This is a genomic window from Rhizobium sp. NPDC090279 (genome assembly GCF_044769665.1).
Lineage (GTDB): Bacteria > Pseudomonadota > Alphaproteobacteria > Rhizobiales > Rhizobiaceae > Rhizobium.
Genome location: NZ_JBIVYI010000007.1, coordinates 1 through 21,960, shown reverse-complemented (window position 1 = coordinate 21,960; position 21,960 = coordinate 1). Strand labels below are relative to the sequence as shown.

The following is a 21,960-nucleotide window of genomic DNA, read 5'->3' as shown; positions in this document are numbered from 1 at the left end:
CTTGAAGTCCAACGCTCGGCTGATAACATTTGTTTCGATGCACGCAGATATTGTCGATCTTCGCCAGTTTTATCATTCCGAGCTCGGCCGCCTGGCGGAGCAGTCGATCGCCATGGCGCTTTCCTCCATCTGGGCGCGCATGCCGGAGGAGCGGCTTGTCGGCCTCGGCTACGCCGTCCCCTATCTCGATCGTTTCCGCGCGGATACCGAGCGCACCTTCGCCTTCATGCCAGCCGGGCAGGGCGCGGTGAACTGGCCGCTGGGCTCGGCATCGTCGACGGCCCTGATTTTTGATGAGGAACTGCCGCTGCCCGACAGTTCGATCGATCGCGTGCTGATGGTGCATTCGCTGGAATTCGCCGAAAGCCCGCGCGAGACGTTGAAGGAGCTTTGGCGGGTGCTGGCGCCCGGTGGACGGCTCGTTATAGCCGTGCCGAACCGGCGCGGCGTCTGGGCGCGCATGGAGCACACGCCGTTCGGCTCCGGCCGGCCCTATTCGCGTGGCCAGCTGACCGCGCTTCTCAGGGAAACCAATTTCACGCCGGGCGCGACGGCCGAGGCGCTGTTCTTCCCGCCCTCGAAGCTGCGCACCGTGCTGCGGCTGCGCCGCGCCTTCGAAAGGGTCGGCCGCACCCTGTGGCCCGCCTTCTCCGGCGTCATCATCGTCGAGGCGCAAAAGCGGCTTTATCAGGGGCTCCCGGTTGCGGTTCGGGCCTCGCGCCGTGTCTTCGTGCCGGTTCTGGCACCGCGCGGCGTCCCGACGACACGCGACGGCCCCTGATGCGGTCGGCTTAGCGTCACACTCGACAAATTTGTCAATCCGCATTAATGCGACGGGGTGTCTAAAGCCGGAATTTTCCGGCCCTTCCCAAGGTCGATCCGATGAGCATGGAAATGAGCAAGCCCGCCCCCCGTCCCGGCATTCTCGATATCGCTGCCTATGTGCCGGGCAAGGAGCATGCGCCGGGCGTTGCGCGCGTGTTCAAGCTCTCCTCGAACGAGACGCCGCTCGGCGCCAGCCCCAGGGCTATCGAAGCCTTCCGCAATAGTGCCGGCCAGCTTGAGCGCTATCCCGATGGCCAGGCCAAGGAATTGCGTCAGGCGATCGCCGACGTGCACGGGTTGAACGTGGCCAACATCCTCTGCGGCAACGGCTCCGACGAGTTGCTTGGCCTGCTCTGCCACGCCTATCTCGACACCGGCGACGAAGGCATCATCACCGAGCACGGCTTCCTGGTTTACAAGATCCAGATCATGGCTGCCGGCGCGACGCCGGTGACGGTCAAGGAAAGGGATTGCACCGTCGATGTCGACGCCATCCTTGCGGCCGTCACGGAGAAGACCAAGATGGTCTTCATCGCCAACCCCGCCAATCCGACCGGGACCTATGTGCCGGTCAGCGAAATTCGCCGTCTGCAGGCAAGCTTGCCGAAGCATGTCATTCTCGTGCTCGACGCGGCCTATGCCGAATATGTCCGCCGCAACGACTACGAGGCCGGCCTCGAGCTCGTCTCGGCCAACCAGAACGTCGTCATGACCCGCACCTTCTCGAAGATCTACGGCCTGGCGGCGCTTCGCATCGGCTGGATGTACGGGCCTGTCGATATCGTCGATGCGCTCAACCGCGTGCGCATGCCGTTCAACATGAATGGTGCCGCCATCGCTGCCGGAGCGGCGGCGATTCGCGACCAGGCCTTTACCGAGAAGGCGGTTGCGTACAACACGCTCTGGATCGAGAAGGTGACCTCCGCGCTCGAGGCGATCGGCCTCCGGGTAACGCCGTCGGTCGCGAATTTTGTTCTCGTCCACTTCCCTGATATCGACGGCAAGCAGGCGACCGAGGCGGACGATTTCCTCACCAGCCGCGGCTATATCGTGCGGGCCGTGCGCGCCTATGGCTTCCCGAACTCGCTGCGGATGAGCATCGGCACCGAAGAGGCCAATCTCGGCCTCGTCGACACGCTGACCGAATTCATGGGACGCAAGGCATGACCAAGATCCAGTTTGACCGTATCGCGCTGATCGGTATCGGCCTCATCGGCTCCTCCATCGCGCATGACCTCAAGCGGCTGAACCTCGCCAAGGAAGTGGTGATTTCGACCCGCAGCGCCGAGACGCTGAAGCGCGCCGAGGAGCTGCAGCTCGGCGATCGCTACACGCCGTCGTCGGCTGAAGCCGTCAAGGACGCCGATCTCGTCATCGTCTCGGTGCCCGTGGGCGCCTCGGAAAGCGTCGCCAAGGAAATCGCCGCTCATCTGAAGCCGGGCGCCATCGTCACCGATGTCGGCTCGACCAAGGCCTCGGTCATCGCGCAGATGCAGCCGCATATGCCGTCCAACGTGCATTTCATTCCGGGCCATCCGCTGGCGGGTACGGAAAAGTCCGGCCCGGATGCGGGCTTTCCCGGGCTGTTCAAGGGACGCTGGTGCATCTTCACGCCGGTTCCCGGTACCGACGAGGCCGCGATCAAGACGCTCCGCAATTTCTGGGAAACGCTCGGCTCCCGCGTCGACGAGATGGACCCCGAGCATCACGACAAGGTGCTGGCGATCGTCTCGCATCTGCCGCATCTCATCGCCTATAACATCGTCGGCACGGCCGACGATCTGGAGACGGTGACGGAATCGGAAGTCATCAAATATTCGGCCTCCGGTTTCCGGGACTTCACCCGCCTTGCCGCCTCCGATCCGACGATGTGGCGCGACGTCTGCCTGCACAATCGCGATGCGATCCTGGAGATGCTGTCGCGTTTCTCGGAAGATCTCGCATCGCTGCAGCGCGCCATTCGCTGGGGGGACGGCGAGAAGATCTTCGAACTGTTTACCCGTACCCGCGCCATTCGTCGCTCGATCGTCGAGGCCGGCCAGGATGTCGACGTGCCTGACTTCGGCCGTCACGCGCTGGATGCGAAGGAGTAGCTGCTCTTCCGTCTTCTCCCCGTTGGGAGAAGGTGCCGCCCTTCGACAAGCTCAGGAGGGCGGATGAGGGGCCGAGGGAGGGCTCATGATCGTCAGACGCGGGCGCTGCGAAGACTTGCCCTGGCTCTTTGAGCACGATGACGCAAGCGAGGACTGGATCGGGCGTTGCATCCGGCACGGCGAATATTTCATCGCCGAACAGGATGGCGAAATCCTCGGTTTCCTGCGCTTCAGCCGCTTCTGGGGCAAGATACCCTATATGGACATGATCCGCGTGCTGCCATTGCAGCAGCGCGGTGGCGTGGGGACCGCCCTTTTCCGGGCCTGGGAGAGCGCCATGATCGAAGAGGGCGCCGAGCATCTGATGACCTCGAGCGAATGGGCTGAAGTCGAGCCGCAGGCCTGGCATCGCCGCAATGGCTTCAAGGCGGCCGGCAGCATCGATCTTCGCATCGTCCAATCGAGCCCGGAAATATTCTTCCTGAAGGATATTTCCGGCGGAGGCAAAGCGTAGCGAAGTCTCTTGTGTTCTCCCCGTTGAGGCGAAAGTGCCGATCTCTCAGATCGGCGGGATTTTGCCGAGCGGGATGAAGCCGCTGAGCGACAGGCGGCCACGATCGGCGGTCAGGTCGACCGAAACCTTGTCAGCACCGTTTGCAAGTGCCTTCAGCATCTTGGTTGCTGTCTTGATGATGCTCTTGGCGGCGGGAAGCGCGGCGGTCAGGCTGTCGCCCCACGGTTCGATCTGGTTGATCTCCAGCTTGAACTGGCCGGACAAAAATCCGCTATCGTCGAAATTGAAGGGGCCGGAGAGCGTCATGACGCGGCCGTCGCCGATATCGATGACGGCTTGGTGCAGCACGCCCGCGGTGCCGCGAAGCCCTTCGCGGTCGCTGCCGTCGAGCAAGCCGGCCTTGCCCGTCAGCGTCACGTTGGCGCTGGTCGAGGCGGTCGGCAGGGTCTGTGGAAAATCCTTGATCACGGCATTGGCGTTTTCGACGCCGATGGCGAAATCCAGGTCGCTGCCGTTCTGACTGGCATGCATCTCGGTATGGGCGGCCGTGACATCGACGCTCTGGCCGGTGAAGGAGGAGACGATGCCTGCTTTCAGCCCATCGATAACGGTCTGGCTCTGTGCGACGCCGCGCCCCCTGGCGACGAGGTTCGATTGCAGGTCGGCCCATTCGGCCGATACCGTCAGGCCGGCGGTCGTGCGCAATTCGGCCGGAGATTTCAGGTTCCAGCTGACGTGGTTGGGCTGGAAGACCGGAGCCGATGCGCTCAGCATGTCGAAATTGGCCGAAACACCGCGGGTCTGGTTGTCTACCGTCACCGTGTCGCAGGTCAGGCCGATTGAGAACGGAAAGCCGTTGAAGGCCATGTTCTCGCACTTGCCGGCAACGCCGGCGCTGTTCTGCTGACCGAGCGCCTTCAGGACGTTGGCTCTGACGAAGCTCGTCGCGTAATACCATCCGCCGGTATAAAGCCCGGCTACGACCACAAGCAGCCCCAGAAGGATAAGCCAAAGACGCTTGCCTCGACCAGTCGTTACGCTCTGGCTTGACGCTGCCATGTTGTTCTCCAATGGTTGGACTGAAGCTTCACAGTGATTTGGCGTTGGATATGGACGAATTTTGGGTGTTTGGCTACGGATCGCTTATGTGGAATCCGGGCTTTGGTTACGACGAACGGGCCGAGGCCCTTATTTTTGGTTATCGCCGCTCGCTCTGCGTCCATTCCTGGGTCCATCGCGGCACGGAAGAAAGCCCAGGCCTCGTCCTTGGCCTCGATCGCGGCGGCTCCTGCCGCGGCATCGCCTTTCGCGTGCCGGCCGCCGATTGGGATGAGGTGCTGACCTATCTGCGCGACCGCGAGCTCGTCACCAACGTCTATCTGGAAAAAACGCTGCCGATCCGGCTTGCCGACGGCCGGCGCGTCACCGCCGTCGCCTATGTCGTCGATCGCAACCACAGGCAATATGCCGGTTCTCTGGATGCGATCGAGGCGGCCCATGTGGTGGAAGCCGCCAACGGACGCTCCGGTCCGAACGATGCCTACCTCTTCAATACGCTGACGCATCTGCGCGACATGGGCATCCGCGATCATTGGCTCGAGCAGGTGGCCGGTGAAGTGGAGCGGATGCGAGAGGCATCCTGAGCCCGCTTCTTCGCGTCGAGAGTCTCAAACCGCGGCGGTCACCGGCTTCGCCTTGCCGATTTCGGCGAGACGCTGGGCCGCGGTCGGAGGAAGCGGCAGATGCGGGTTGTCGGCGACCGTCTCGACCAGCAGCTCGTCGCTTGCCTTTTCCGTTTCCTCGATCAGGCGCGCGAAGAAGGCATCAGGGTCCAGGCCGGGCTCGATCGGCGGCAGGATGCGCACCTTGATATGGCCGGGATATTTGCGGAAGGTGCGGCGCGGCCAGAACAGGCCGGGGTGCATGGCGACCGAGACGACGGGAATTCCAAGGTCGCGGTACATGCGAGCGATACCGTACTTATACACGGGCTCGGCTCCCGGCGGGCGGCGGGTGCCTTCGGGATAAATAATGAGCTGGCGGCCCGTGGAAAGTTCCTCGCGGGTGCGCTTCAGGACGTCGAACATGACCTTGCCGCGCGCGCTGCGATCGACCGGGATCATGCGCTGCTTCATGGCATACCAGCCGAACAGCGGAATCCATAGGAGCTCGCGCTTCAGGATATAGACCGGATCGTCGAGATAGGGCAGCAGCGCGAAGGTGTCCCAGAAGGATTGATGCTTGGGCGCGAAGATGAAACTGCCCTTGGGGATGTTCTCCAGGCCCTCGACCTCGAAGGTCGTGCCGACGATCTTCTCCATCAGCCAGGTGCTGGATTTCGCCCATGCCTTCGGGATCGCGTAGGCCGCCTTGCGCGGCATCAGGAAATAGATCGGCGTCAACACGATCATTCGAATGATCAGATTGGCATAGAAGGCTGTATTGAACAGGATCGAACGCAAGATAATCATCGAGGCTTTCCCAACGCACCGGCTTGCGCCGGCATCCGAAGGTTTGCCTACACGATTACAGCGTCAATAAAAAGTCGTCGCGCGCGCGGTTTTGTGTCTTCAGCGACATGCCTCAGTCGTCGTCATCGAGCGGTTGGCGCGAGCGCAAGCCTGTAGGACGTCCGAGGCCGGTGATGTTGCGGGCGCCTGCGAGCAGTACCTTGGCATATTCAGCGATCATCGTGCGCAGCGCATTCGGGTCCGTGAACCAGTTCTTGGTCTTCAGATCGGAGTTGACGACGGGATAGGGAATGAAGTCGGTCGATGGGTCGACATATTTCAGTTCCGCCAGGCTGCGCGGCATGTGATAGTTGTTCGTCACCACGAGAACGCTCTTGTAGCCTCTGGCGTGAATCCATTTTGCCGCTTCGCGGGCATTGCCGATCGTATCGAGCGCGTCATAGCCGATGTCGACGCAGCAGTTGAACAGATTGGCCGGGCTCTGCGTCAGCTTGCGGATCTGCGCCGGCGTCGTGGTCGGATGAACGCCTGAGATCAGCAAGCGGTTGCCCGCACCCGTGCGCAGCAGTTCCACGGCCTGATCGATCCGCTGATAGCCGCCGGTCAGCACCACGATGGCGTCGGCCTTCGGGTCCAGCGGCGGCTTCAAGGTGGTGATCGAATCGGCGAAATGCAGGAAGCCGCCAAAAACGATGGCGACCAGGAAAATGAAGGCGAAGCCGCCCCAGCGCAAAAGGCGCCGGAACAGGCTGCGGCGCACAGGTCTGTCGCCGCGGGATTGCTCACGCAGCGTCTGCGAACTCACGGTCTTGCGAGTCGTCAGATCCATGCTCATGATTCGCTACTATACGCCAATTGCGGCAAGGAACGGGCTGGCAGACGGTAAAAAAACATCACCGAAACGTCAATTCTGTACGCTATCCGCCCGACCGGGATCGGAACGGATCAGATCGATCTCGTAGATTGTGCGCATCACGGTGAAGCGTGCCGTCAGCGTCGTCAGCAGCGCTATGATGATCATGGTGGCGAGAATGCCGACATAGCCGAGCGCGCCGACGGAGAAAGTTCCGAAGAGTGCCGTTGCCTGATCGGTCTGCGGCGTGGCGATCGTATGGCTCTGCAGGACGCCGGCCGTTGCGAAAAACAGGGCGGCGAGCCCGCTGCCGGCTGCCGATCCCTTGAGGCTGATCTTCAGGAAATGCTTCTGGAATTCATTGGCGACGAAGGTGCTTTCGGCCCCGACGAAATGCAGCACTTCGACGATGTGGCGGTTGCCGGACAGCGCGCCGCGCGTCGCGAAGACCACCGTCAGCACCATGGCGGTGAAGACCAGCAGCAGGACGCCGGTACCGATGAGGACTGTGGTATGCGCCATCGACACCAGCCGGTCGACCCAGGTGCGATGGTCATCCAAGGTCGCCTGCGGGATCTGCGCCTTGAGCAGGCTGCGCATCGCCTCGAAGTCAGGTGGATGCGTCTCGTCGATGGTGATGATGACGAGACGCGGAACCGGTAGTTCCTTGATGTCGAGGCCGGCGCCGAGCCAGGGCTCGAGCAGGCGCGCGGTCGCCGCTTCGTCGACGATCTGGCCCGACTTGGTGCCGACGAAGCTTAGCGCGATGTCGCGGGCGCTCGCCAGCGTCTTTTCCATGTCGAGATTGTCGTCGGGCTTGATCTGGATGGTGATCTCGCGGGAAATCTGGCTTTCCCAGCTTGCCGCGGTCGAGCGCACCATGCTGACCGCGCCGAGCGTCAGGCAGGCGAGAAAGGCCATGATGGCAATGACGACGATCAGCGCGTTGCCCTGAATGTTGGAGGAAGGCACGATCGGCCCGGTCGGGCGAACGCGCATCTCCGGGCGCTTGCGCTCCGCAGGTGCCGCGGGCGTCTGTCGCGCCTGCGGGACCCTGGCGTTGGGGGCGTTCCTGCGGGGGGTGGGCTCAGTCATAGATATCGAGATGCCCCCCCGATAGAATCATGCGTCTGGCCTCGATCTGGTCCATCAGGGCGAGATCGTGCGTGGCGATGACGACGGCGGTGCCGAGACGGTTGAGCTCCAGGAACAGGTTGAGCAGGCGCCGCGCCATCGGCGGGTCGACATTGCCCGTGGGTTCGTCGGCAAGCAGGATTTCCGGGCGGTCGATGAGGGCGCGGGCGATGGCGGCACGCTGTTTCTCGCCGCCCGAGAGCACCGGCGGCAGCACGTTGATGCGCTCGCCCAGGCCGACCCACTTCAAAAGCTCCAAGACGTCGGTGCGGTACGAGCTTTCCTCCTTGCCGCGCACGCGCAGGGGCAGCGCGACGTTTTCATAGGTCGTCAAATGTTCGAGCAGCCGGAAATCCTGGAAGACGATGCCGACACGGCGGCGAAGCAGCGGCAGCTCGCTGCGCGGGATCGAGGATATCTCCCGGTCGAACATGCGGATCAGCCCGCGGGTCGGCTGCAGCGACATGAAGAGCAGCCGCAGCAACGTCGTCTTGCCGGCGCCGGAGGGGCCGGTCAGGAACTGGAACGATTTCTTCGGTATGTCGAAGCTCAGGTCACGGAGGATTTCCGGACCCATGCCGTAGCGCAAACCGACGTTCTCAAAATGAATCAACGGGCAGTCCAGTCTTCCGCAGGGTTCAATCAGGCGACTTGTTAACCAATGGCATTAACAGCCGGTAAATTTTTCTGGAAAGGCGCCCCATTCATGGCGATCTTTGCGAAGCATTAACCAATAAAATTTACGACTGGGCAGGATTCGTTTCAATGCCCAGATTGGCAATGGGCGTCGAAACCATGTGGATCACCGCAACGGGAGGCCATCATGGGCGCTTTTCGCCACCGTCAACAGCAGATGGGGCTGGTTTATGACCTCATTCCGCCCGAGCGCGGAACGGGATCTGGCCAGGCGCATTACGTCATGCCGAAGCTCGATATCGTCGATGCCGAATTCGTGACCGTTTCCGGCGCGCGCGGGAGAACCGCATCGGGCGTCAACATGCGCTCCGGCGGACGGCCGCAATCAAGGCCGCAGCCGGCGACGCGCAAGACCACCTTCTCACGCATCCTGTCCGTCCTGCGCGGTATCGAGGAAGTCTTGCAGCAGGCATCGCGGCGCAGTTTCGTGGCGCTTATCGTCTGCCTCGCAATACTAATTTTCGGGCTTTCGGGCGGTTTCTCGGGTTTCTCCGGCGCATCCGCCGAGGCGACGACCGAACCGCTGCAGTTTTCGCATGTGACGCTGACGCCACGGGATGAGAATGGCCTGCCCGTATTGAGATTGAACGGCATCATCGAGAATGTCAGCGGTGCCACGCTTTCGGTTCCGCAAGTGCGGGCCGATCTCTTTGCCGGCAATCAGCTGGTCAGGAGTATTGTCGTCGATACACCGGTCGACCGCCTCGGGCCCCATGAAAGCCGCGGATTCTCGACGCGATTGCAGCATCCCGGTGGAAAAACGCCGGATGTTCGGCTTTCCTTTATGCCTTAGAGCATGATGCCGAAAAGTGTCAGGGGATTTCGGGCGACATCATGCTCTGCCTATTCGATTCCGGGGTGGAACCAGATTTTAGGTCGAATCGACCTAAAATCATCCGACTCTGGGGGTGTGTCGGGCTTGCCGATTGTGCTACGGGCTAAGGCTTGATCGGCGGCCACGGGCCGCGCAGCCATGGAGCATGCCAATCAATGCCTGTCGTACGCGGGAAGAATATCGAGCCGCTTTTCACTGCCGAGCAGATCGCCGAGCGCAATCACGCCTTGGCGAAGGAAATCGCCAGCGGGCCGACGAAAGATCTCCTCGTCATCGCCATTCTCAAGGGCTCGTTCATCTTCGCAGCCGATTTGCTGCGCGCCTTGCATGAGACCGGGCTTGCTCCCGAGGTCGAGTTCATCACCCTTTCGAGCTATGGCGCCGGCACGGTTTCGCAGGGCGTTCGCATCGTCAAGGATATCGACAGCGACGTGAAGGACCGTGACGTCCTCTTGATCGACGATATTCTGGAATCGGGCCGCACGCTGCGTTTTGCCAAGGAGCTGCTCTATGAGCGTGGCGCCCGCAACGTCACGCTGGCCGTGCTGCTCGACAAGAGCGTCAAGCGCCAGGAAGAGCTGGAGGCCGATTATGTCGGCTTCGAATGCCCGGATTATTTCGTCGTCGGCTACGGCATGGATGTCGCCTACGCCTTCCGCGAACTGCCCTTCGTCGGCGTCGTCACCGGCGACGTCGAGGCTTGATTCTGAGTTAATGCCGGCGCCTGTCCGCCTGTCCCATTCTGCTCCAGCGATGACGACTCGTTAACCACGGAGCCCATCGCCTGTCCGTCGTTTACCGATCGCAAACGGAATTCTGGTGATTTCGGTCGCGGAACATGACGGACCAGGAGCACGGACCATGGCAAAAATTCTGATCACGGAAGACGAAGATTCGCTTCGCACCTTCGTCGCCCGCGCGCTGCGCTTGGACGGTCACGAGACCGAAGAGGCTGCCGATGGCGCGGAAGGCCTGGAGAAGCTGAAGCAGGGCGGCTACGACCTGCTGTTGTCGGATATTCGCATGCCCGTGATGGACGGCATCGAGCTTGCCCATCAGGCGCATTCGGCCTGCCCGGGGATGAAGATCCTGCTGATGACCGGCTATGCCGAGCAGCGCGAGCGCGCCGACGACCTCATGGAAAAGATCGTCGACGTCGTCGCCAAACCATTTGCGCTGCCCGATATCCGCAAGGCGGTTGCGCGAGCCTTGGCTGCTTGAAATTTGTCGATTGTCGGCGCAGTCGTTTCCTGTGCCGACTTCATCATCATTTGCGGATAGGTCCGAAATCGTCATCCGGATAGTAGATGGTTTCCTCCCCCGGCTTTCTTGAGCCAACGACGATCATCGTCACCGCGGCGGCGGAATGATTGAGCAAATGATGGGCATTCGGTTGCCCCGCCGGGAATCCCACGACATCGCCAGGCCCGAGGATATGGGGACCGTTTTCGTCGATCAGCGTCGGGGCGCCCGTCAGAATATAAAGGAACTCATCCTCCGCCATATGCCAGTGACGTGATGATGACATGCTTCCGGGATCGAGCGTGACGAGATTCACGCCGAATTGCGTAATGCCCACGGCCTTGGCCAGTCTGATCTCGTGCTTGCCGCTGAGCCTTGCATCCGCGTCGGCAATACCGGGCAGTCCTGTCGTGACAGGCAGATCTGAAATATTGGCAAGCTTGGTCTTCATATCATCCCTCTTTACGAAGCATGAAAGGCAGGCAACGACGATGGCAGGCTGCCCTATTGACCGAGATTCAGCAAACGCTCCAGATAGCGCCGCTCTTCCGACAATGAGGGATTGTTGCTCAGCCGTTCGCGAATGGCGTCGAGAATTTCGCGGGCGCGCTGGGCATCGATGACCTTCGGCACCATGTCGGAATCGGGAGTGTCCAGGGGACCGTCGTTATTACGGGGCCGGCCGAGCGGATCGCGGCCGTTCTGACCGCCCTGACCCATCTGTCCCGGCATCTGTCCCTGACCCTGGCCTTGTCCCTGCTGCTGCATCTGGGCCATGAGCTGGTTCATCATCTCGCGCGTGCCCTTGCGCAGCGCATCCAGCGCACGTCCCTGGCCCTGCACGGCGCCTTCGCCATTGCCTTCGGTCAACTGGCCTGACGCGCCCTTCATCTCCTGCTGGGCCTTGCCGTAATTCTGGTTCGGTTTCATGCCGAGCGAGCCGAGGTTCTTCTGCAGTTCGCCGAGCTGCTTGCCGAGGTCGTCCTGCTGCTGGCGCAGCTGCTTCAGCGCATCGCGCAGCTGATCGGCCGTCATGCCGTCGGTGGGATCACTGCCCTTTTGGCCCTGCTGATTCTGACCTTGCTGGTTCTGGCCCTGTTGGTTCTGGCCCTGCTGCTGATCCTGCTGGCCTTGGTTGCGCTGGCCCATATCCGGGCGCATCGGGTCGTTGAGGCCGGGCAGCGGCTGGTCCATCAGGCCGTCGCCATCCTCGTTGGAATCGCCGCGCTGCATGCGGTCGCGCATGGCCTGGTCGAGCTTGAAAGTCTGGTCCATCAGCTTCTGCTGGTCGCGCATGATGCGGCCGAGCTTGTCCATCTGCTCGCGCATCTTGTCGTTTGCGGCCTGGTTCTGCTGCTGTCCTGGCTGCGGCTTGCCGGCCTGAAGGCTGTTCATCAGCTGCTGCAGCTCCGAGAGCATCTGCTGCGCGGCCTGGCGATTGCCGGAGCGGGCGAGATTTTCGATCTGGTCCATCATGCGCTGCAGATCCTGCTGGCGCAGGATATTGGCGGAGCGCTGGTTGGGCTGGGCCGGCATGTTGCGCATGCGCTCGGCCAGCTCCTTCATATAGGCGTCCATCGCCTTGCGCAGCTCATCGGTAAGCTTCTTGATCTCGGCGTCGGAGGCGTTGCGTTGCAAGGCATCGGAAAGCTTCTGCTGGGCGTCGCGCAAAGCCTTTTCCGCGTCGGTCAGCTGCGCATCTTCCATGCCGAGCGCGATCTGCCAGAGATAGTCGGCCGTATCCTTCAGCGAGGCTTCGCTGCTTGCGAGCTTCATCCGCGTCAGTGCGGACTTGATCGCCAGATAATTGCCGAGGTCGGGAATGGTCTCTTCGGGGCGGATGGTCAGCGACTTGTTGAGCTCGATCGCCTCCGGCATCCTGCGGGTATCGAGCGCGAAGACCTGGCGTTCCTCGGCCACGGCGGCGGCCAGCGGCTGGCTGAAATTGCGAGATGGCAGCACCATCTCGTAAGGCGCGCTGCGGCCGGTCTGGCCGGCGCCATCCTTGGCAACCAGGGTGATGCGGACGCGCTTGCCGGCGAGCGGGTCCTGCGTCAGATCGTGGCTCGCCAGGCCCTTGCCGTTGCGGCGGTCGCGACGCGGGATCTCCAGCTTGTATTCCGGCAGCCCGTAGAGCGGGGTCGCGGCGGGATCGGATTCGACCGGTACGATCTCGGCGTGGGCTTCCTCGACGCCGTAATCATCCTTGACCTTGAAGCCGAGTTCCAGCGCGCCGTTCGCCGTTGCGTGCGGAATGCCGTCGAAGGTGATCTCCGGCGGCTTGTCGATGACCACGTTGAAGGACCAGGATTTGCCGTTGACGGTCAGTTCGCCGCCCTTCTCGAGCTTGAGAACGTGGGTGCGGGCAACCATTCCCTCGGTAGCCGGAGTATTGCCGCTGCTGTTTGCGGCAGGCGGTACGACAGGCGGAGTTGCAGGCTTTGCGCCCGCCGGGCCTTGCTTGTCGGCATCGGCCGCCTGCTCGGGAATTTCGATGCTCTTTTCCGCGCCGGCTGCCTGGAACAGCACTTTCTCATCTGTCGCAGCACCCGAAACGCGTACCGTAAGCTCGGAGAATTGCGGCACGTTCAGGCTATTGCCGGCGTTGTCGACATTGCCTGTGAGATAGACAGGCGCTTCGCCTGTATAATAGGGCGGGGTCACCCAGGCATCGACGCGAACATCCGGGTTGCTCGACATGGAGGTGGATGCCGTGAAGGCATCGCCGATCGAGCCGCCGCTGTTGGACATGGAAAAGCTGAAAGCCGTCACCAGCAGTAAAGCCGGGACGGCGCGCATGGCGAAACGGTCGTAACGCGTGATATCGGGTCTGGGCAGGCCGGCATCCAGGGCGGCGATGCGCTCGGCCATACGGGTCTGGTGTTCGCGCCAGAGCGCGCGGGCAAAGGGCGTGTCGAGCGCCGGCTCGTCCTCCTGCACCGTGACCGGCTGGTGGGCGAGGCCATTGCGCTCCTCCAGCAGCCGATCTGCCTCGGCGGTCTCCGGCCAGCGCAATCGGCGCAGCGGATAGAGGGAGATGGCAAAGCCGACCGCGAAGACGGCAAGCATCAGAAAACGCAGAATATCCGGGGCAATGCGGAAAATGCCGAACCAGGCAGCGGACAGGAACAGGGCCAGAATGGATGCCGGCAGCAGCAGTCGCGGCAGAAGCTGTTCGGAAACCAGCACAATCCGGGCAAAGAGACGCTTGACCGCAACCATGCGCGCCAGCGCCGGACGGGTGGCGAAAGCGCCCTTCTTAGGGTTGCTGGGGCTGGTCATCGGTCCGGTTTTCTCCCGATCTGAAGTTGATGGCCAGAGCATGATGCCGAAAAGTGTAAGCGGTTTTCGGACGACATCATGCTCCACTTCTTTCATTCTAGAGCGGATTCAGATTTTAGATCGATTCGATCTAAAATCATCCGACTCTAGTGGCCCGTTGGAAATGGCCGGACGTCCCACACGTCCAGGCTCGCGGCGCCCGGCGAGACACCTATTCAGCAAAGATAACATTCTTTGTGGCGAAGACGAGGGCAAGCGGCGCCAAAGCCTGTTTTTTCATCGGACTTCGCTGAAACGTGATCGCCCGGGCGTGGTGGGCAGATTGCCCTTCCTCGCCCAAATTCAAGGGCGAAGCCGATTATCCTTCGAGCCAGGCCGGGATCGAATCCAGCGCAATCAGCTCCTCATAGGTGCCGCGCGGGCGGATGACATGGAACTCATTGCCCTTGACCAGCACTTCGGGAACCAGAAGCCGGCTGTTATAGGTGCCGGCCTGCACGGCGCCGTAGGCGCCAGCCGAACCGACGGCAAGAAGGTCGCCCGGCTTCGGCATCGCCATCTCGCGGTCGAGCGCCAGATAGTCGCCCGTCTCGCAGACCGGACCGACGACATCGGCCTTGATGCGCGGTGCGCTGGCGTCGCCGACCGCAACCGGCCGGATCTCGTGATAGGCCTCGTAGAGCGTCGGGCGGATCAGGTCGTTCATCGCGCCGTCGACGATGACGAAGCTCTTGTCGCCACCATCCTTCACATAGATGACCTCAGTCACCAGGATGCCGGCATTGCCGACGATCAGGCGGCCGGGCTCGGTGACGATCTTGCAATTGAGGCCGCGCAGCTGGTTCTTGACGATCTGCGCGTAAGCGTCGGGCAGCGGCGGCGGGTTGTTGTCGTCGCGATAGGGGATGCCGAGGCCACCGCCGATATCGACGTGATGGATATCGTGACCGTCGCCGCGCAGCGTTTCCACGAGATCGCGCAGCAGCTTGAAGGCATCGTCGAAAGGCTGCAGCTCGGTGATCTGGCTGCCGATATGCATGTCGATGCCGGTGGCATTGATACCCGGCAGGCTGGCGGCGCGGTCATAGACGGCGCGGGCGCGCTGCCAGGAGATGCCGAACTTGTTTTCCTTCTTGCCGGTCGAAATCTTCGCATGGGTGCGGGCATCGACATCCGGATTGATGCGGAAGGAAACGGGGGCGATCTTGCCGGCGCGGACGGCGCGCTGGTTCAGCACTTCCAGTTCCGGTTCGGATTCGACGTTGAAGCAATAGATGCCGGCTTCGAGCGCCACGTCCATTTCCTGCGCCGTCTTGCCGACGCCGGAGAACATGATGCGGCTTGCCGGAATGCCGGCCGCCAGCGCGCGGCGCAGCTCACCGACGGAGACGACGTCGACGCCGGCGCCGAGACGGCCGAGCGTCTTCAGCACCGCCTGATTGGAATTGGCCTTCATGGCGTAGCAAACCATGGCATCGACATCGCCGAAGGCTTCCGCGAAGACGCGATAGTGGCGCTCCAGCGTTGCCGTCGAATAGACGTAGAAGGGCGTGCCGACCGCCTTGGCGATCTGGGGGACCGGAACATCCTCCGCGTAGAGGATGCCGTCGCGATACTCAAAATGGTTCACGGTCGCTGCCTAATCAGAGAAGCGGGTCGAGGAAGAACTTCTTGTCCTCCGTACCCGGCTCCTTCGTCGGCTTGGAGACGTCACCGCCTTTGGTCGCATGAGCACTCGGAGGATCGAGAGGGCCTTTGCGGCCACATCCGACGACGGCAAGGCCGACGACCGAAAGCACGACGGTCAGGCGGATGATGTGCGGCATGTTGATCTGCATCGAAATCCTCTTGGGCGACTAGAGCATGATGCCGAAAAGTGTGAGCGGTTTTCGGCATCATGCTCTACTTCTTTGGTTCTAGCGCGAAAGTCACTCTTCTTAGCGAAGTTTCCCGCGCTTGTGCACCCCGATTGTTTGAGTCCCGTTTTCGTCAGTCTTTTCAGTTGCGGGCGCGCCAGAAGGCGATCTGCTTGCGCACTTCCGACGGTGCCGTGCCGCCGAAGCTCTTGCGGCTGGCGACCGAGGCCTCGACCGTCAGAACATCGAAAATCTTGTCGGTGATGTCGGGATGGATCGCCTGCAGATCTGCGAGCGACAATTCCGCCAGCTCGCAGGATTTGCTTTCGGCAAGCGCCACGGCACGTCCCGTCACGTGATGGGCGTCGCGGAAGGGCAGGCCTGCCTCGCGTACCAGCCAGTCGGCAAGGTCGGTGGCCGTGGAGTAGCCGGAGCCGGCGGCGGCCTTCATGCGAGCGGTGTTGATCGTCATGTCGCGCATCATGCCGGTCATGGCGGCGATCGCCAGTTCCAGACTTTCCGCGGCGTCGAACACCTGTTCCTTGTCTTCCTGCATGTCCTTGGAATAGGCGAGCGGTAGGCCCTTCATGATGGTCAGGAGCGCCACGAGTGAACCGTTGATGCGGCCGGTCTTGGCGCGCACGAGCTCGGCGGCATCCGGGTTCTTCTTCTGCGGCATGATGGAGGAGCCGGTGGAGAAGGCGTCGGACAGGCGCACGAAGCCGAATTGCGGCGTCGACCAGATGACGATCTCTTCGGCAAGACGCGACAGATGCATGCCGGCAATCGCGGCGATCGACAGGAATTCGAGGGCGAAATCGCGGTCGGAGACGGTATCGATCGAGTTGCGGGTCGGCTCGCGGAAGCCGAGGGCCTTGGCGGTCATGTGGCGATCGATCGGGAAGCCGGTGCCGGCAAGGGCCGCGGCGCCGATCGGCGATTCATCCATATGCTCGATGGCATGGCGTACGCGCGAACGGTCGCGGCCGAACATCTCGACATAGGCCATGCAATGATGGCCGAAGGTGACGGGCTGCGCCGTCTGCAGATGCGTGAAGCCCGGCATGACGGTTTCGGCATGTTCTTCGGCGCGGTCGAGGAAGGCGGAGATCAGCTCGGTCAGCGCTTGTTCGCATTTCTGCAGCTCTTCCTTTACCCAAAGGCGGAAATCGAGCGCCACCTGGTCGTTGCGCGAGCGGGCGGTGTGCAGACGGCCGGCAGCCGGGCCGATCAGGGTCGCGAGCCGCGCCTCGATGTTCATGTGGATGTCTTCGAGACGGCGCGAGAATTCGAAATTGCCGCTTTCGATCTCTGACAGGATCGTGTTCAACCCGTGAACGATCTTGTCTTTATCCTCGGTTGAAATGATGCCTTGATGGGCGAGCATACCCGCATGCGCGATTGAGCCGCGGATATCCTGTGCAAACAGCTTCTTGTCGAAACCGATCGATGCATTTATCTCCTCCATGATGGCTGCGGGGCCGGAAGCGAAACGCCCGCCCCACATCTGGTTGGAGGATTTGGTGTCCGTGCCGTCAGTCATGAGATGCCCACCTGGAGAATGAAATGACAGCAAAGAAGCCGTTCGGTCTGCCGTCCATGAAACTCGTTATGCTTGCCGCCGTCGCTGGGGTCATTGCCGGTGCGGCAGCGGTATACGTGAAGGAGGCAGGGTATGGCAATGGCATTGGTGAAACGGCCTCGGCCGATCAATGCGGGACGGCCAGGGATCGTGCCGCCGCGCTGACGCCCTTTACCAAGGGGCAGGTCGCCGCCATGAGCCTGCCGCCGGCGCCGATCTCGCTCAAGGATGTCTCCTTCAAGGGTGCGGACGGTCAGCCGCTGTCGATCGGAAGCTTTGCCGGCAAGACCGTGCTGCTGAACGTCTGGGCGACATGGTGCGTGCCGTGCCGCGAGGAAATGCCAGCATTGAACGCGCTGGAGAAGAGCACCGGCAGTGACAAGTTCGAGGTGGTTGCCGTCAACATCGACACGGGCGACGACGAAAAGCCGAAGGCGTTCCGCACGGAATATGCGATCGACAAGCTCGGTTACTATCGCGACAGCACCATGGGCGTGTTCAACGTGCTGAAGAAGCAGGGATTGGCTTTCGGCCTGCCGGTGACGCTGCTCATCGACGACAAGGGCTGCCTGCTGTCCGCCATGAACGGGCCGGCGGTCTGGGACAGCGAGGATGCCAAGAAGCTGGTGAAGGCTGCGACAGCGTTATGAAGCCGTTTGCGCGGGTCGTCTGGCAGAAGATTTGGAACTGATCGAATGAAAGTCATCCTCGGGTAAGCCCCAACTGAGAGGCTGGAATCACCCCAGGCACTTTTTTGAAAATCGATCCAGATGAACCAATCTCCAGCGTATGCTTCGACCGATGCATCGGCGGTTCCCTCTGTCTTGGCCCAGGCCGAGATTTTGATGGATGCCGGCAATTACCAGGATGCCATCAACGTGTTGCTATCGGTCCGCGAGCTTGTCAGCCGCGAACCGGTTATGTGCAACATGCTGGGATTTCTGCTGCTGCAGGTCGGCAGGCCGCAGGATGCTGTCTCGTGGTTCGAAACGGCGCTCAACCTCAAGCCAGATTATGTTCATGCGATATCCGGTCTCGGCACGGCATATCAGAACTGTGGCGACTTTGGCCGGGCGTTGCGGTGCTACGACAGAGCGGTTGCCGCACAGCCTGACGAGGCGGTGTTCTGGTACCATCAGGGGACTGTGCTTCAAGAGCTGGGACGGTCGATCGAAGCGCTTTCGAGTCTCGATCGGGCAATCTCCCTCAAAAGCGACTATAGTCTGGCCCTTGCCAAACGCGGCGAGGTCATGGAGTCGCTGAGCAATGTGCCAGAGGCCATGCAGGCGGCTTTGCGCAGCTGCCATCTGTCACCCGAAGACGTGACATCGTGGTCGCGACTTGGCGACCTCCTGCAGAAATACGGCGACTACGACAAGGCAATCGCAACCTATGACAAAGGGCTGTCGCGCTTTCCCGAGGACTTCCGCTGCCTCTGCCACAAGGCGCAGGCGCTGGAGGCGACGGGGCGCTACAGCGAAGCCCTGGTCACGGCGCAGCGGGCGCTGCGTGTCGAACCGAGCGATCGCGACGCCTTGGTGCTTTGCGGAAAGCTCGAACTCAGGTTCGGAAATCCTGCGGCTGCGCATATCTGTTTTCAAATCGTCGCCGATATGGGCGTGGTGCGCAATTACCCGGCAGCGAGGAAGCCGGCAAAGTTCCGAGCGCTCCTGCTCTTCTCGCCCGAGGCCGGCAACACACCTTATGAGGATCTGATCAGAGACGGTTGCTTCGATAGCGAGGTGATGTTTGTCCTGCGCAATTATCGCAATGACCCGCGAGACTGCAGCGACCGGGTTGATGTCGTCGTCAATCTCGTTTCGGAAACCGATTTTGGCCTAGACGTCATGGCGTCCGCTATCGATCTCGCCGATTGCCTGCACAGGCCGGTCGTCAATCATCCGCGGCTGATGCTGGCGACGGATCGCGAATCCATCTCGCGGCGGTTGACCGGTGTTGCGGATGCCGTCATGCCGGCGACGGTTCGGATCGAGGCTAAGGATCTGCGGCGGCGGGTGCGTGACGGCGATACGAATGCCTTTCCGCTGATCGTACGTCATGCGGGCAAGCACGGCGGCGACATGATGGAGCTGGCCGGGGATGCCGACGCATTGTTGCGCTTTGCCGAAGAGGCCGGAGATCAGACCCTCTATCTGACTGATTTCGTCAACTACAGCTCACCCGATGGGCTTTTTCGCAAATATCGCTTCATCTTCGTCGAGGACCAGATCCTTCCCTATCATCTGGCCATCGGCGATGGCTGGAAGGTACATCATGCCTCGACGCGCATGGCCAGCGTCGAATGGATGCGCAGGGAGGAAGAGGCTTTTCTCAATGAGCCCCGCCGTGTTTTCGGGCCAAAAGGCATGGCTGCCCTTGATGCCATCCGCCGCCAGATCGGTCTCGATTATTTTGGGATCGACTGCTCGCTCGATTCCCAGGGCAGGGTGGTGATCTTCGAGGTCAACGCGTCGATGCTGATCCACCTTCACAATATCGGCTTTGAGTACAAGACACCGCATGTGACCAGAATCAAACAGGCGTTCGAGCGACTTCTGGAGCGGCGAGCCAACGAGTACCGCTCTACGGTTTCGGCTGCCGGTACATCCTGGGCGCAGAGCGCATAGTTGCCCACGGACGACCTGATTTCTGGCGAGGTCAGGTTTGACGATTACCGCGTCGGAATCGGAACTTCGCCGCGGTAGTCGTAGAAGCCGCGGCCGGATTTGCGGCCGAGCCAGCCGGCTTCGACATATTTTACCAAGAGCGGGCAGGGGCGATACTTGGAGTCGGCGAGCCCGTCATGCAGCACCTGCATGATCGACAGGCAGGTGTCGAGGCCGATGAAGTCGGCAAGCTGCAGGGGACCCATCGGGTGGTTGGCGCCGAGCCGCATGGCGGTGTCGATGGCATCGACGGTACCCACACCTTCATAGAGCGTGTAGATCGCCTCGTTGATCATCGGCAGCAGGATGCGGTTGACGATGAAGGCGGGGAAGTCCTCGGCGACGGTGATCGTCTTTTCCAGCGAGGCGACATAGTTCTTGGCGGTGGAGAAGGTCGATTCATCGGTGGCGATGCCGCGCACCAATTCCACCAGCTTCATCACCGGAACCGGGTTCATGAAGTGGATGCCCATGAAGCGTTCGGGACGGTCGGTGGCGGAGGCCAGCCGGGTGATCGACAGCGACGAGGTGTTGGTGGCGAGCAATGCCTCGGGCTTCAGGACGGGACACACCTGCGCATAGATCTTGCGCTTGACGCTTTCGTCTTCCGTCGCGGCCTCGATGGCGAGATCGACCTGGGCGAGATCGTTGAGATCGGCCGATCCGGTGATGTGGGAAAGAGCTGCCTTGCGTTCCTCGTCGGTCATCTTGCCGGAGGCGACCTGGCGGGCAAGATTGCCGTTGATGGTGGCCAATCCGCTTTCGATGCGATCCTGCGAGAGGTCGTAGATATGGACCTTGTAGCCGGCCATGGCGGATACATGGGCGATGCCGCAGCCCATCTGACCCGCGCCGATAATACCGATCGTCTTCAGCGAACTCATTGCCAACTCCCCGGCGCGCTCCTGGCGATGCGCTATGCTCTTAACCACAAATTTGCCGGGCCATTTCTAGCCCGGCAAAGATTGATAGACCTATAAGAGACGATTTTCCAGTCTCTCGCAACTGCGAGAAGATCAATCGGCGCGATCACAGCGCCTTTTGGAGTTCCGGCAGCGCTTCGAAGAGATCGGCGACGAGGCCATAGTCGGCGATCTGGAAGATCGGGGCTTCCTCGTCCTTGTTGATGGCGACGATGACCTTCGAGTCCTTCATGCCGGCCAGATGCTGGATGGCGCCGGAGATGCCGCAGGCGATATAGAGCTGCGGCGCCACCACCTTACCGGTCTGGCCGACCTGCCAGTCGTTCGGCGCATAGCCGGCATCGACGGCAGCGCGGCTTGCGCCGACGGCAGCCCCGAGCTTGTCGGCGACGGGCAGGATCACTTCCTTGAACTTTTCCGCCGAGCCGAGCGCACGGCCGCCCGAGATGATGATCTTGGCGGAGGTCAGTTCCGGACGATCCGAAGACGACAGCGCATCGCCGACGAAGGTGGAGAGACCGGGGTTCGCGGCAGCCGACACCGTCTCGATCGCAGCATTGCCGCCTTCGGGGGCGGAGGCAAACGAGGCCGTGCGCACGGTGATGACCTTCTTCGCGTCAGTCGACTGCACCGTCTGGATGGCATTGCCGGCATAGATCGGCCGCTTGAAGGTATCGGCCGAGACCACTTCGATGATTTCCGAGACCTGGGCGACGTCGAGAAGGGCGGCAACGCGCGGCAGCACGTTCTTGCCGACCGAGGTGGCGGCACCGATGATGGTGTCGTAGGAACCGGAAAGCGATACGATCAGCGCCGCTAAGGGCTCTGCAAGATTGTTGGCAAGCGACGCATCCTCGGCAACCAGCACCTTGGAAACGCCTGACAGTTTGACAGCCTGTTCGGCTGCGGCCTTGGCTCCCGAGCCCGCAACAAGAATATGAACCTCGCCGCCGATCTTGGCGGCCGCCGTCAGCGCCTTGGCGGTCTG

Annotated in this window: 22 protein-coding genes; 10 read left to right on the top strand and 12 right to left on the bottom strand. The window is 61.7% G+C overall.

Features of this window, described 5'->3' with window-relative positions:
• The first annotated feature begins 1 nt into the window (after nucleotide 1).
• From ACIQWP_RS18205 to ACIQWP_RS18190, 4 genes are all read left to right on the top strand, one after another.
• Entirely contained in the window at nucleotides 2–781 is a 780-nt protein-coding gene (locus tag ACIQWP_RS18205) for a class I SAM-dependent methyltransferase (RefSeq protein WP_402789983.1), read from the top strand.
• A 101-nt stretch (nucleotides 782–882) separates the two neighbouring features.
• Nucleotides 883–1,992 carry a histidinol-phosphate transaminase gene (gene hisC / locus ACIQWP_RS18200; protein ID WP_402789980.1) on the top strand — a complete coding sequence of 370 codons (1,110 nt, stop codon included), beginning with the start codon at nucleotides 883–885 and terminating at the stop codon, nucleotides 1,990–1,992.
• Entirely contained in the window at nucleotides 1,989–2,918 is a 930-nt protein-coding gene (locus ACIQWP_RS18195; RefSeq protein ID WP_402789977.1) for a prephenate/arogenate dehydrogenase family protein, read from the top strand. The genes hisC and ACIQWP_RS18195 overlap by 4 nt, the downstream gene beginning before the upstream one ends.
• Before the next feature lie 85 nt (nucleotides 2,919–3,003).
• The gene (locus tag ACIQWP_RS18190) at nucleotides 3,004–3,432 is read left to right on the top strand and encodes a GNAT family N-acetyltransferase (protein ID WP_402789974.1); all 429 of its coding nucleotides are present in this window, start codon (nucleotides 3,004–3,006) and stop codon (nucleotides 3,430–3,432) included.
• Nucleotides 3,433–3,477: 45 nt separating this feature from the next.
• On the opposite strand, the gene ACIQWP_RS18185 is transcribed toward ACIQWP_RS18190, so the two are convergent.
• Nucleotides 3,478–4,491 (bottom strand): DUF2125 domain-containing protein, encoded by a 1,014-nt coding sequence (locus tag ACIQWP_RS18185; protein WP_402789971.1) that lies wholly within the window; start codon nucleotides 4,489–4,491, stop codon nucleotides 3,478–3,480.
• A gap of 11 nt (nucleotides 4,492–4,502) precedes the next feature.
• Here ACIQWP_RS18185 and ACIQWP_RS18180 point away from each other — a divergent pair, with 11 nt between their 5' ends.
• Nucleotides 4,503–5,075 (top strand): gamma-glutamylcyclotransferase, encoded by a 573-nt coding sequence (locus ACIQWP_RS18180; protein WP_402789968.1) that lies wholly within the window; start codon nucleotides 4,503–4,505, stop codon nucleotides 5,073–5,075.
• 24 nt (nucleotides 5,076–5,099) lie between these two features.
• Here ACIQWP_RS18180 and ACIQWP_RS18175 read toward each other — a convergent pair whose 3' ends face one another.
• The 4 genes from ACIQWP_RS18175 to ftsE all read right to left on the bottom strand — a co-directional run bounded on the left by ACIQWP_RS18175 (nucleotide 5,100) and on the right by ftsE (nucleotide 8,503).
• A complete protein-coding gene (locus ACIQWP_RS18175) occupies nucleotides 5,100–5,903 on the bottom strand; it encodes a lysophospholipid acyltransferase family protein (RefSeq protein WP_402789965.1) in 804 nt (267 codons plus the stop codon).
• Between the two features lie 112 nt (nucleotides 5,904–6,015).
• Nucleotides 6,016–6,732 carry a YdcF family protein gene (locus ACIQWP_RS18170; protein WP_402789962.1) on the bottom strand — a complete coding sequence of 239 codons (717 nt, stop codon included), beginning with the start codon at nucleotides 6,730–6,732 and terminating at the stop codon, nucleotides 6,016–6,018.
• Nucleotides 6,733–6,807: 75 nt separating this feature from the next.
• Nucleotides 6,808–7,851 (bottom strand): cell division protein FtsX, encoded by a 1,044-nt coding sequence (locus ACIQWP_RS18165; protein WP_402789959.1) that lies wholly within the window; start codon nucleotides 7,849–7,851, stop codon nucleotides 6,808–6,810.
• Nucleotides 7,844–8,503 (bottom strand): cell division ATP-binding protein FtsE, encoded by a 660-nt coding sequence (gene ftsE, locus ACIQWP_RS18160; RefSeq protein WP_402789956.1) that lies wholly within the window; start codon nucleotides 8,501–8,503, stop codon nucleotides 7,844–7,846. Before ftsE ends, ACIQWP_RS18165 begins: the two co-directional genes overlap by 8 nt.
• Nucleotides 8,504–8,713: 210 nt before the next feature.
• Here ftsE and ACIQWP_RS18155 point away from each other — a divergent pair, with 210 nt between their 5' ends.
• The 3 genes from ACIQWP_RS18155 to ACIQWP_RS18145 all read left to right on the top strand — a co-directional run bounded on the left by ACIQWP_RS18155 (nucleotide 8,714) and on the right by ACIQWP_RS18145 (nucleotide 10,642).
• The gene (locus tag ACIQWP_RS18155) at nucleotides 8,714–9,379 is read left to right on the top strand and encodes a hypothetical protein (protein WP_402789953.1); all 666 of its coding nucleotides are present in this window, start codon (nucleotides 8,714–8,716) and stop codon (nucleotides 9,377–9,379) included.
• A gap of 197 nt (nucleotides 9,380–9,576) precedes the next feature.
• Complete coding sequence (hpt, locus tag ACIQWP_RS18150; protein ID WP_402789950.1) at nucleotides 9,577–10,125, top strand: hypoxanthine phosphoribosyltransferase; 549 nt, start codon at nucleotides 9,577–9,579, stop codon at nucleotides 10,123–10,125.
• A gap of 157 nt (nucleotides 10,126–10,282) precedes the next feature.
• Nucleotides 10,283–10,642: a response regulator gene (locus tag ACIQWP_RS18145; protein WP_402789947.1), complete on the top strand. Its 360-nt coding sequence runs from the start codon at nucleotides 10,283–10,285 to the stop codon at nucleotides 10,640–10,642.
• Between the two features lie 46 nt (nucleotides 10,643–10,688).
• Here the strand turns inward: ACIQWP_RS18145 and ACIQWP_RS18140 are convergent, their stop codons facing one another.
• From ACIQWP_RS18140 to argH, 5 genes are all read right to left on the bottom strand, one after another.
• The gene (locus ACIQWP_RS18140; RefSeq protein ID WP_402789944.1) at nucleotides 10,689–11,114 is read right to left on the bottom strand and encodes a cupin domain-containing protein; all 426 of its coding nucleotides are present in this window, start codon (nucleotides 11,112–11,114) and stop codon (nucleotides 10,689–10,691) included.
• 53 nt (nucleotides 11,115–11,167) lie between these two features.
• Nucleotides 11,168–13,945, bottom strand: a complete 2,778-nt coding sequence (locus ACIQWP_RS18135) for a TIGR02302 family protein (RefSeq protein ID WP_402789942.1) — start codon at nucleotides 13,943–13,945, stop codon at nucleotides 11,168–11,170.
• 358 nt (nucleotides 13,946–14,303) lie between these two features.
• A complete protein-coding gene (gene lysA, locus ACIQWP_RS18130) occupies nucleotides 14,304–15,575 on the bottom strand; it encodes a diaminopimelate decarboxylase (protein WP_402789939.1) in 1,272 nt (423 codons plus the stop codon).
• Nucleotides 15,576–15,588: 13 nt separating this feature from the next.
• Nucleotides 15,589–15,783, bottom strand: a complete 195-nt coding sequence (locus ACIQWP_RS18125; protein WP_015341316.1) for a lipoprotein — start codon at nucleotides 15,781–15,783, stop codon at nucleotides 15,589–15,591.
• A 160-nt stretch (nucleotides 15,784–15,943) separates the two neighbouring features.
• Entirely contained in the window at nucleotides 15,944–17,344 is a 1,401-nt protein-coding gene (gene argH, locus ACIQWP_RS18120; protein WP_402789935.1) for an argininosuccinate lyase, read from the bottom strand.
• A 23-nt stretch (nucleotides 17,345–17,367) separates the two neighbouring features.
• Between argH and ACIQWP_RS18115 the strand changes: the two genes are divergently transcribed.
• Entirely contained in the window at nucleotides 17,368–18,033 is a 666-nt protein-coding gene (locus ACIQWP_RS18115) for a TlpA disulfide reductase family protein (RefSeq protein ID WP_402789932.1), read from the top strand.
• A 120-nt stretch (nucleotides 18,034–18,153) separates the two neighbouring features.
• Complete coding sequence (locus ACIQWP_RS18110) at nucleotides 18,154–20,010, top strand: tetratricopeptide repeat protein (protein WP_402789929.1); 1,857 nt, start codon at nucleotides 18,154–18,156, stop codon at nucleotides 20,008–20,010.
• Nucleotides 20,011–20,054: 44 nt separating this feature from the next.
• Here ACIQWP_RS18110 and ACIQWP_RS18105 read toward each other — a convergent pair whose 3' ends face one another.
• Nucleotides 20,055–20,933, bottom strand: a complete 879-nt coding sequence (locus tag ACIQWP_RS18105; RefSeq protein WP_402789927.1) for a 3-hydroxybutyryl-CoA dehydrogenase — start codon at nucleotides 20,931–20,933, stop codon at nucleotides 20,055–20,057.
• Between the two features lie 145 nt (nucleotides 20,934–21,078).
• Nucleotides 21,079–21,960, bottom strand: an 882-nt coding sequence (locus ACIQWP_RS18100) for an electron transfer flavoprotein subunit alpha/FixB family protein (protein WP_402789924.1), incomplete at its 5' end; no start/stop codon positions are given.

What these genes read in the sequence shown, in the direction of transcription:
- ACIQWP_RS18190 (WP_402789974.1), top strand. Translation starts at nt 3,004, where the DNA reads ATGATCGTCAGACGCGGGCGCTGCGAAGACTTGCCCTGGCTCTTTGAG.
- ACIQWP_RS18175 (WP_402789965.1), bottom strand. Translation starts at nt 5,903, where the DNA reads ATGATTATCTTGCGTTCGATCCTGTTCAATACAGCCTTCTATGCCAAT.
- ACIQWP_RS18155 (WP_402789953.1), top strand. Translation starts at nt 8,714, where the DNA reads ATGGGCGCTTTTCGCCACCGTCAACAGCAGATGGGGCTGGTTTATGAC.
- ACIQWP_RS18180 (WP_402789968.1), top strand. Translation starts at nt 4,503, where the DNA reads ATGGTTGGACTGAAGCTTCACAGTGATTTGGCGTTGGATATGGACGAA.
- ACIQWP_RS18185 (WP_402789971.1), bottom strand. Translation starts at nt 4,491, where the DNA reads ATGGCAGCGTCAAGCCAGAGCGTAACGACTGGTCGAGGCAAGCGTCTT.
- ACIQWP_RS18140 (WP_402789944.1), bottom strand. Translation starts at nt 11,114, where the DNA reads ATGAAGACCAAGCTTGCCAATATTTCAGATCTGCCTGTCACGACAGGA.
- ACIQWP_RS18110 (WP_402789929.1), top strand. Translation starts at nt 18,154, where the DNA reads ATGAACCAATCTCCAGCGTATGCTTCGACCGATGCATCGGCGGTTCCC.
- ACIQWP_RS18135 (WP_402789942.1), bottom strand. Translation starts at nt 13,945, where the DNA reads ATGACCAGCCCCAGCAACCCTAAGAAGGGCGCTTTCGCCACCCGTCCG.
- ACIQWP_RS18105 (WP_402789927.1), bottom strand. Translation starts at nt 20,933, where the DNA reads ATGAGTTCGCTGAAGACGATCGGTATTATCGGCGCGGGTCAGATGGGC.
- argH (WP_402789935.1), bottom strand. Translation starts at nt 17,344, where the DNA reads ATGACTGACGGCACGGACACCAAATCCTCCAACCAGATGTGGGGCGGG.
- ACIQWP_RS18145 (WP_402789947.1), top strand. Translation starts at nt 10,283, where the DNA reads ATGGCAAAAATTCTGATCACGGAAGACGAAGATTCGCTTCGCACCTTC.
- ACIQWP_RS18165 (WP_402789959.1), bottom strand. Translation starts at nt 7,851, where the DNA reads ATGACTGAGCCCACCCCCCGCAGGAACGCCCCCAACGCCAGGGTCCCG.
- ACIQWP_RS18125 (WP_015341316.1), bottom strand. Translation starts at nt 15,783, where the DNA reads ATGCAGATCAACATGCCGCACATCATCCGCCTGACCGTCGTGCTTTCG.
- ACIQWP_RS18195 (WP_402789977.1), top strand. Translation starts at nt 1,989, where the DNA reads ATGACCAAGATCCAGTTTGACCGTATCGCGCTGATCGGTATCGGCCTC.
- ACIQWP_RS18170 (WP_402789962.1), bottom strand. Translation starts at nt 6,732, where the DNA reads ATGGATCTGACGACTCGCAAGACCGTGAGTTCGCAGACGCTGCGTGAG.
- hisC (WP_402789980.1), top strand. Translation starts at nt 883, where the DNA reads ATGAGCATGGAAATGAGCAAGCCCGCCCCCCGTCCCGGCATTCTCGAT.
- ACIQWP_RS18115 (WP_402789932.1), top strand. Translation starts at nt 17,368, where the DNA reads ATGACAGCAAAGAAGCCGTTCGGTCTGCCGTCCATGAAACTCGTTATG.
- hpt (WP_402789950.1), top strand. Translation starts at nt 9,577, where the DNA reads ATGCCTGTCGTACGCGGGAAGAATATCGAGCCGCTTTTCACTGCCGAG.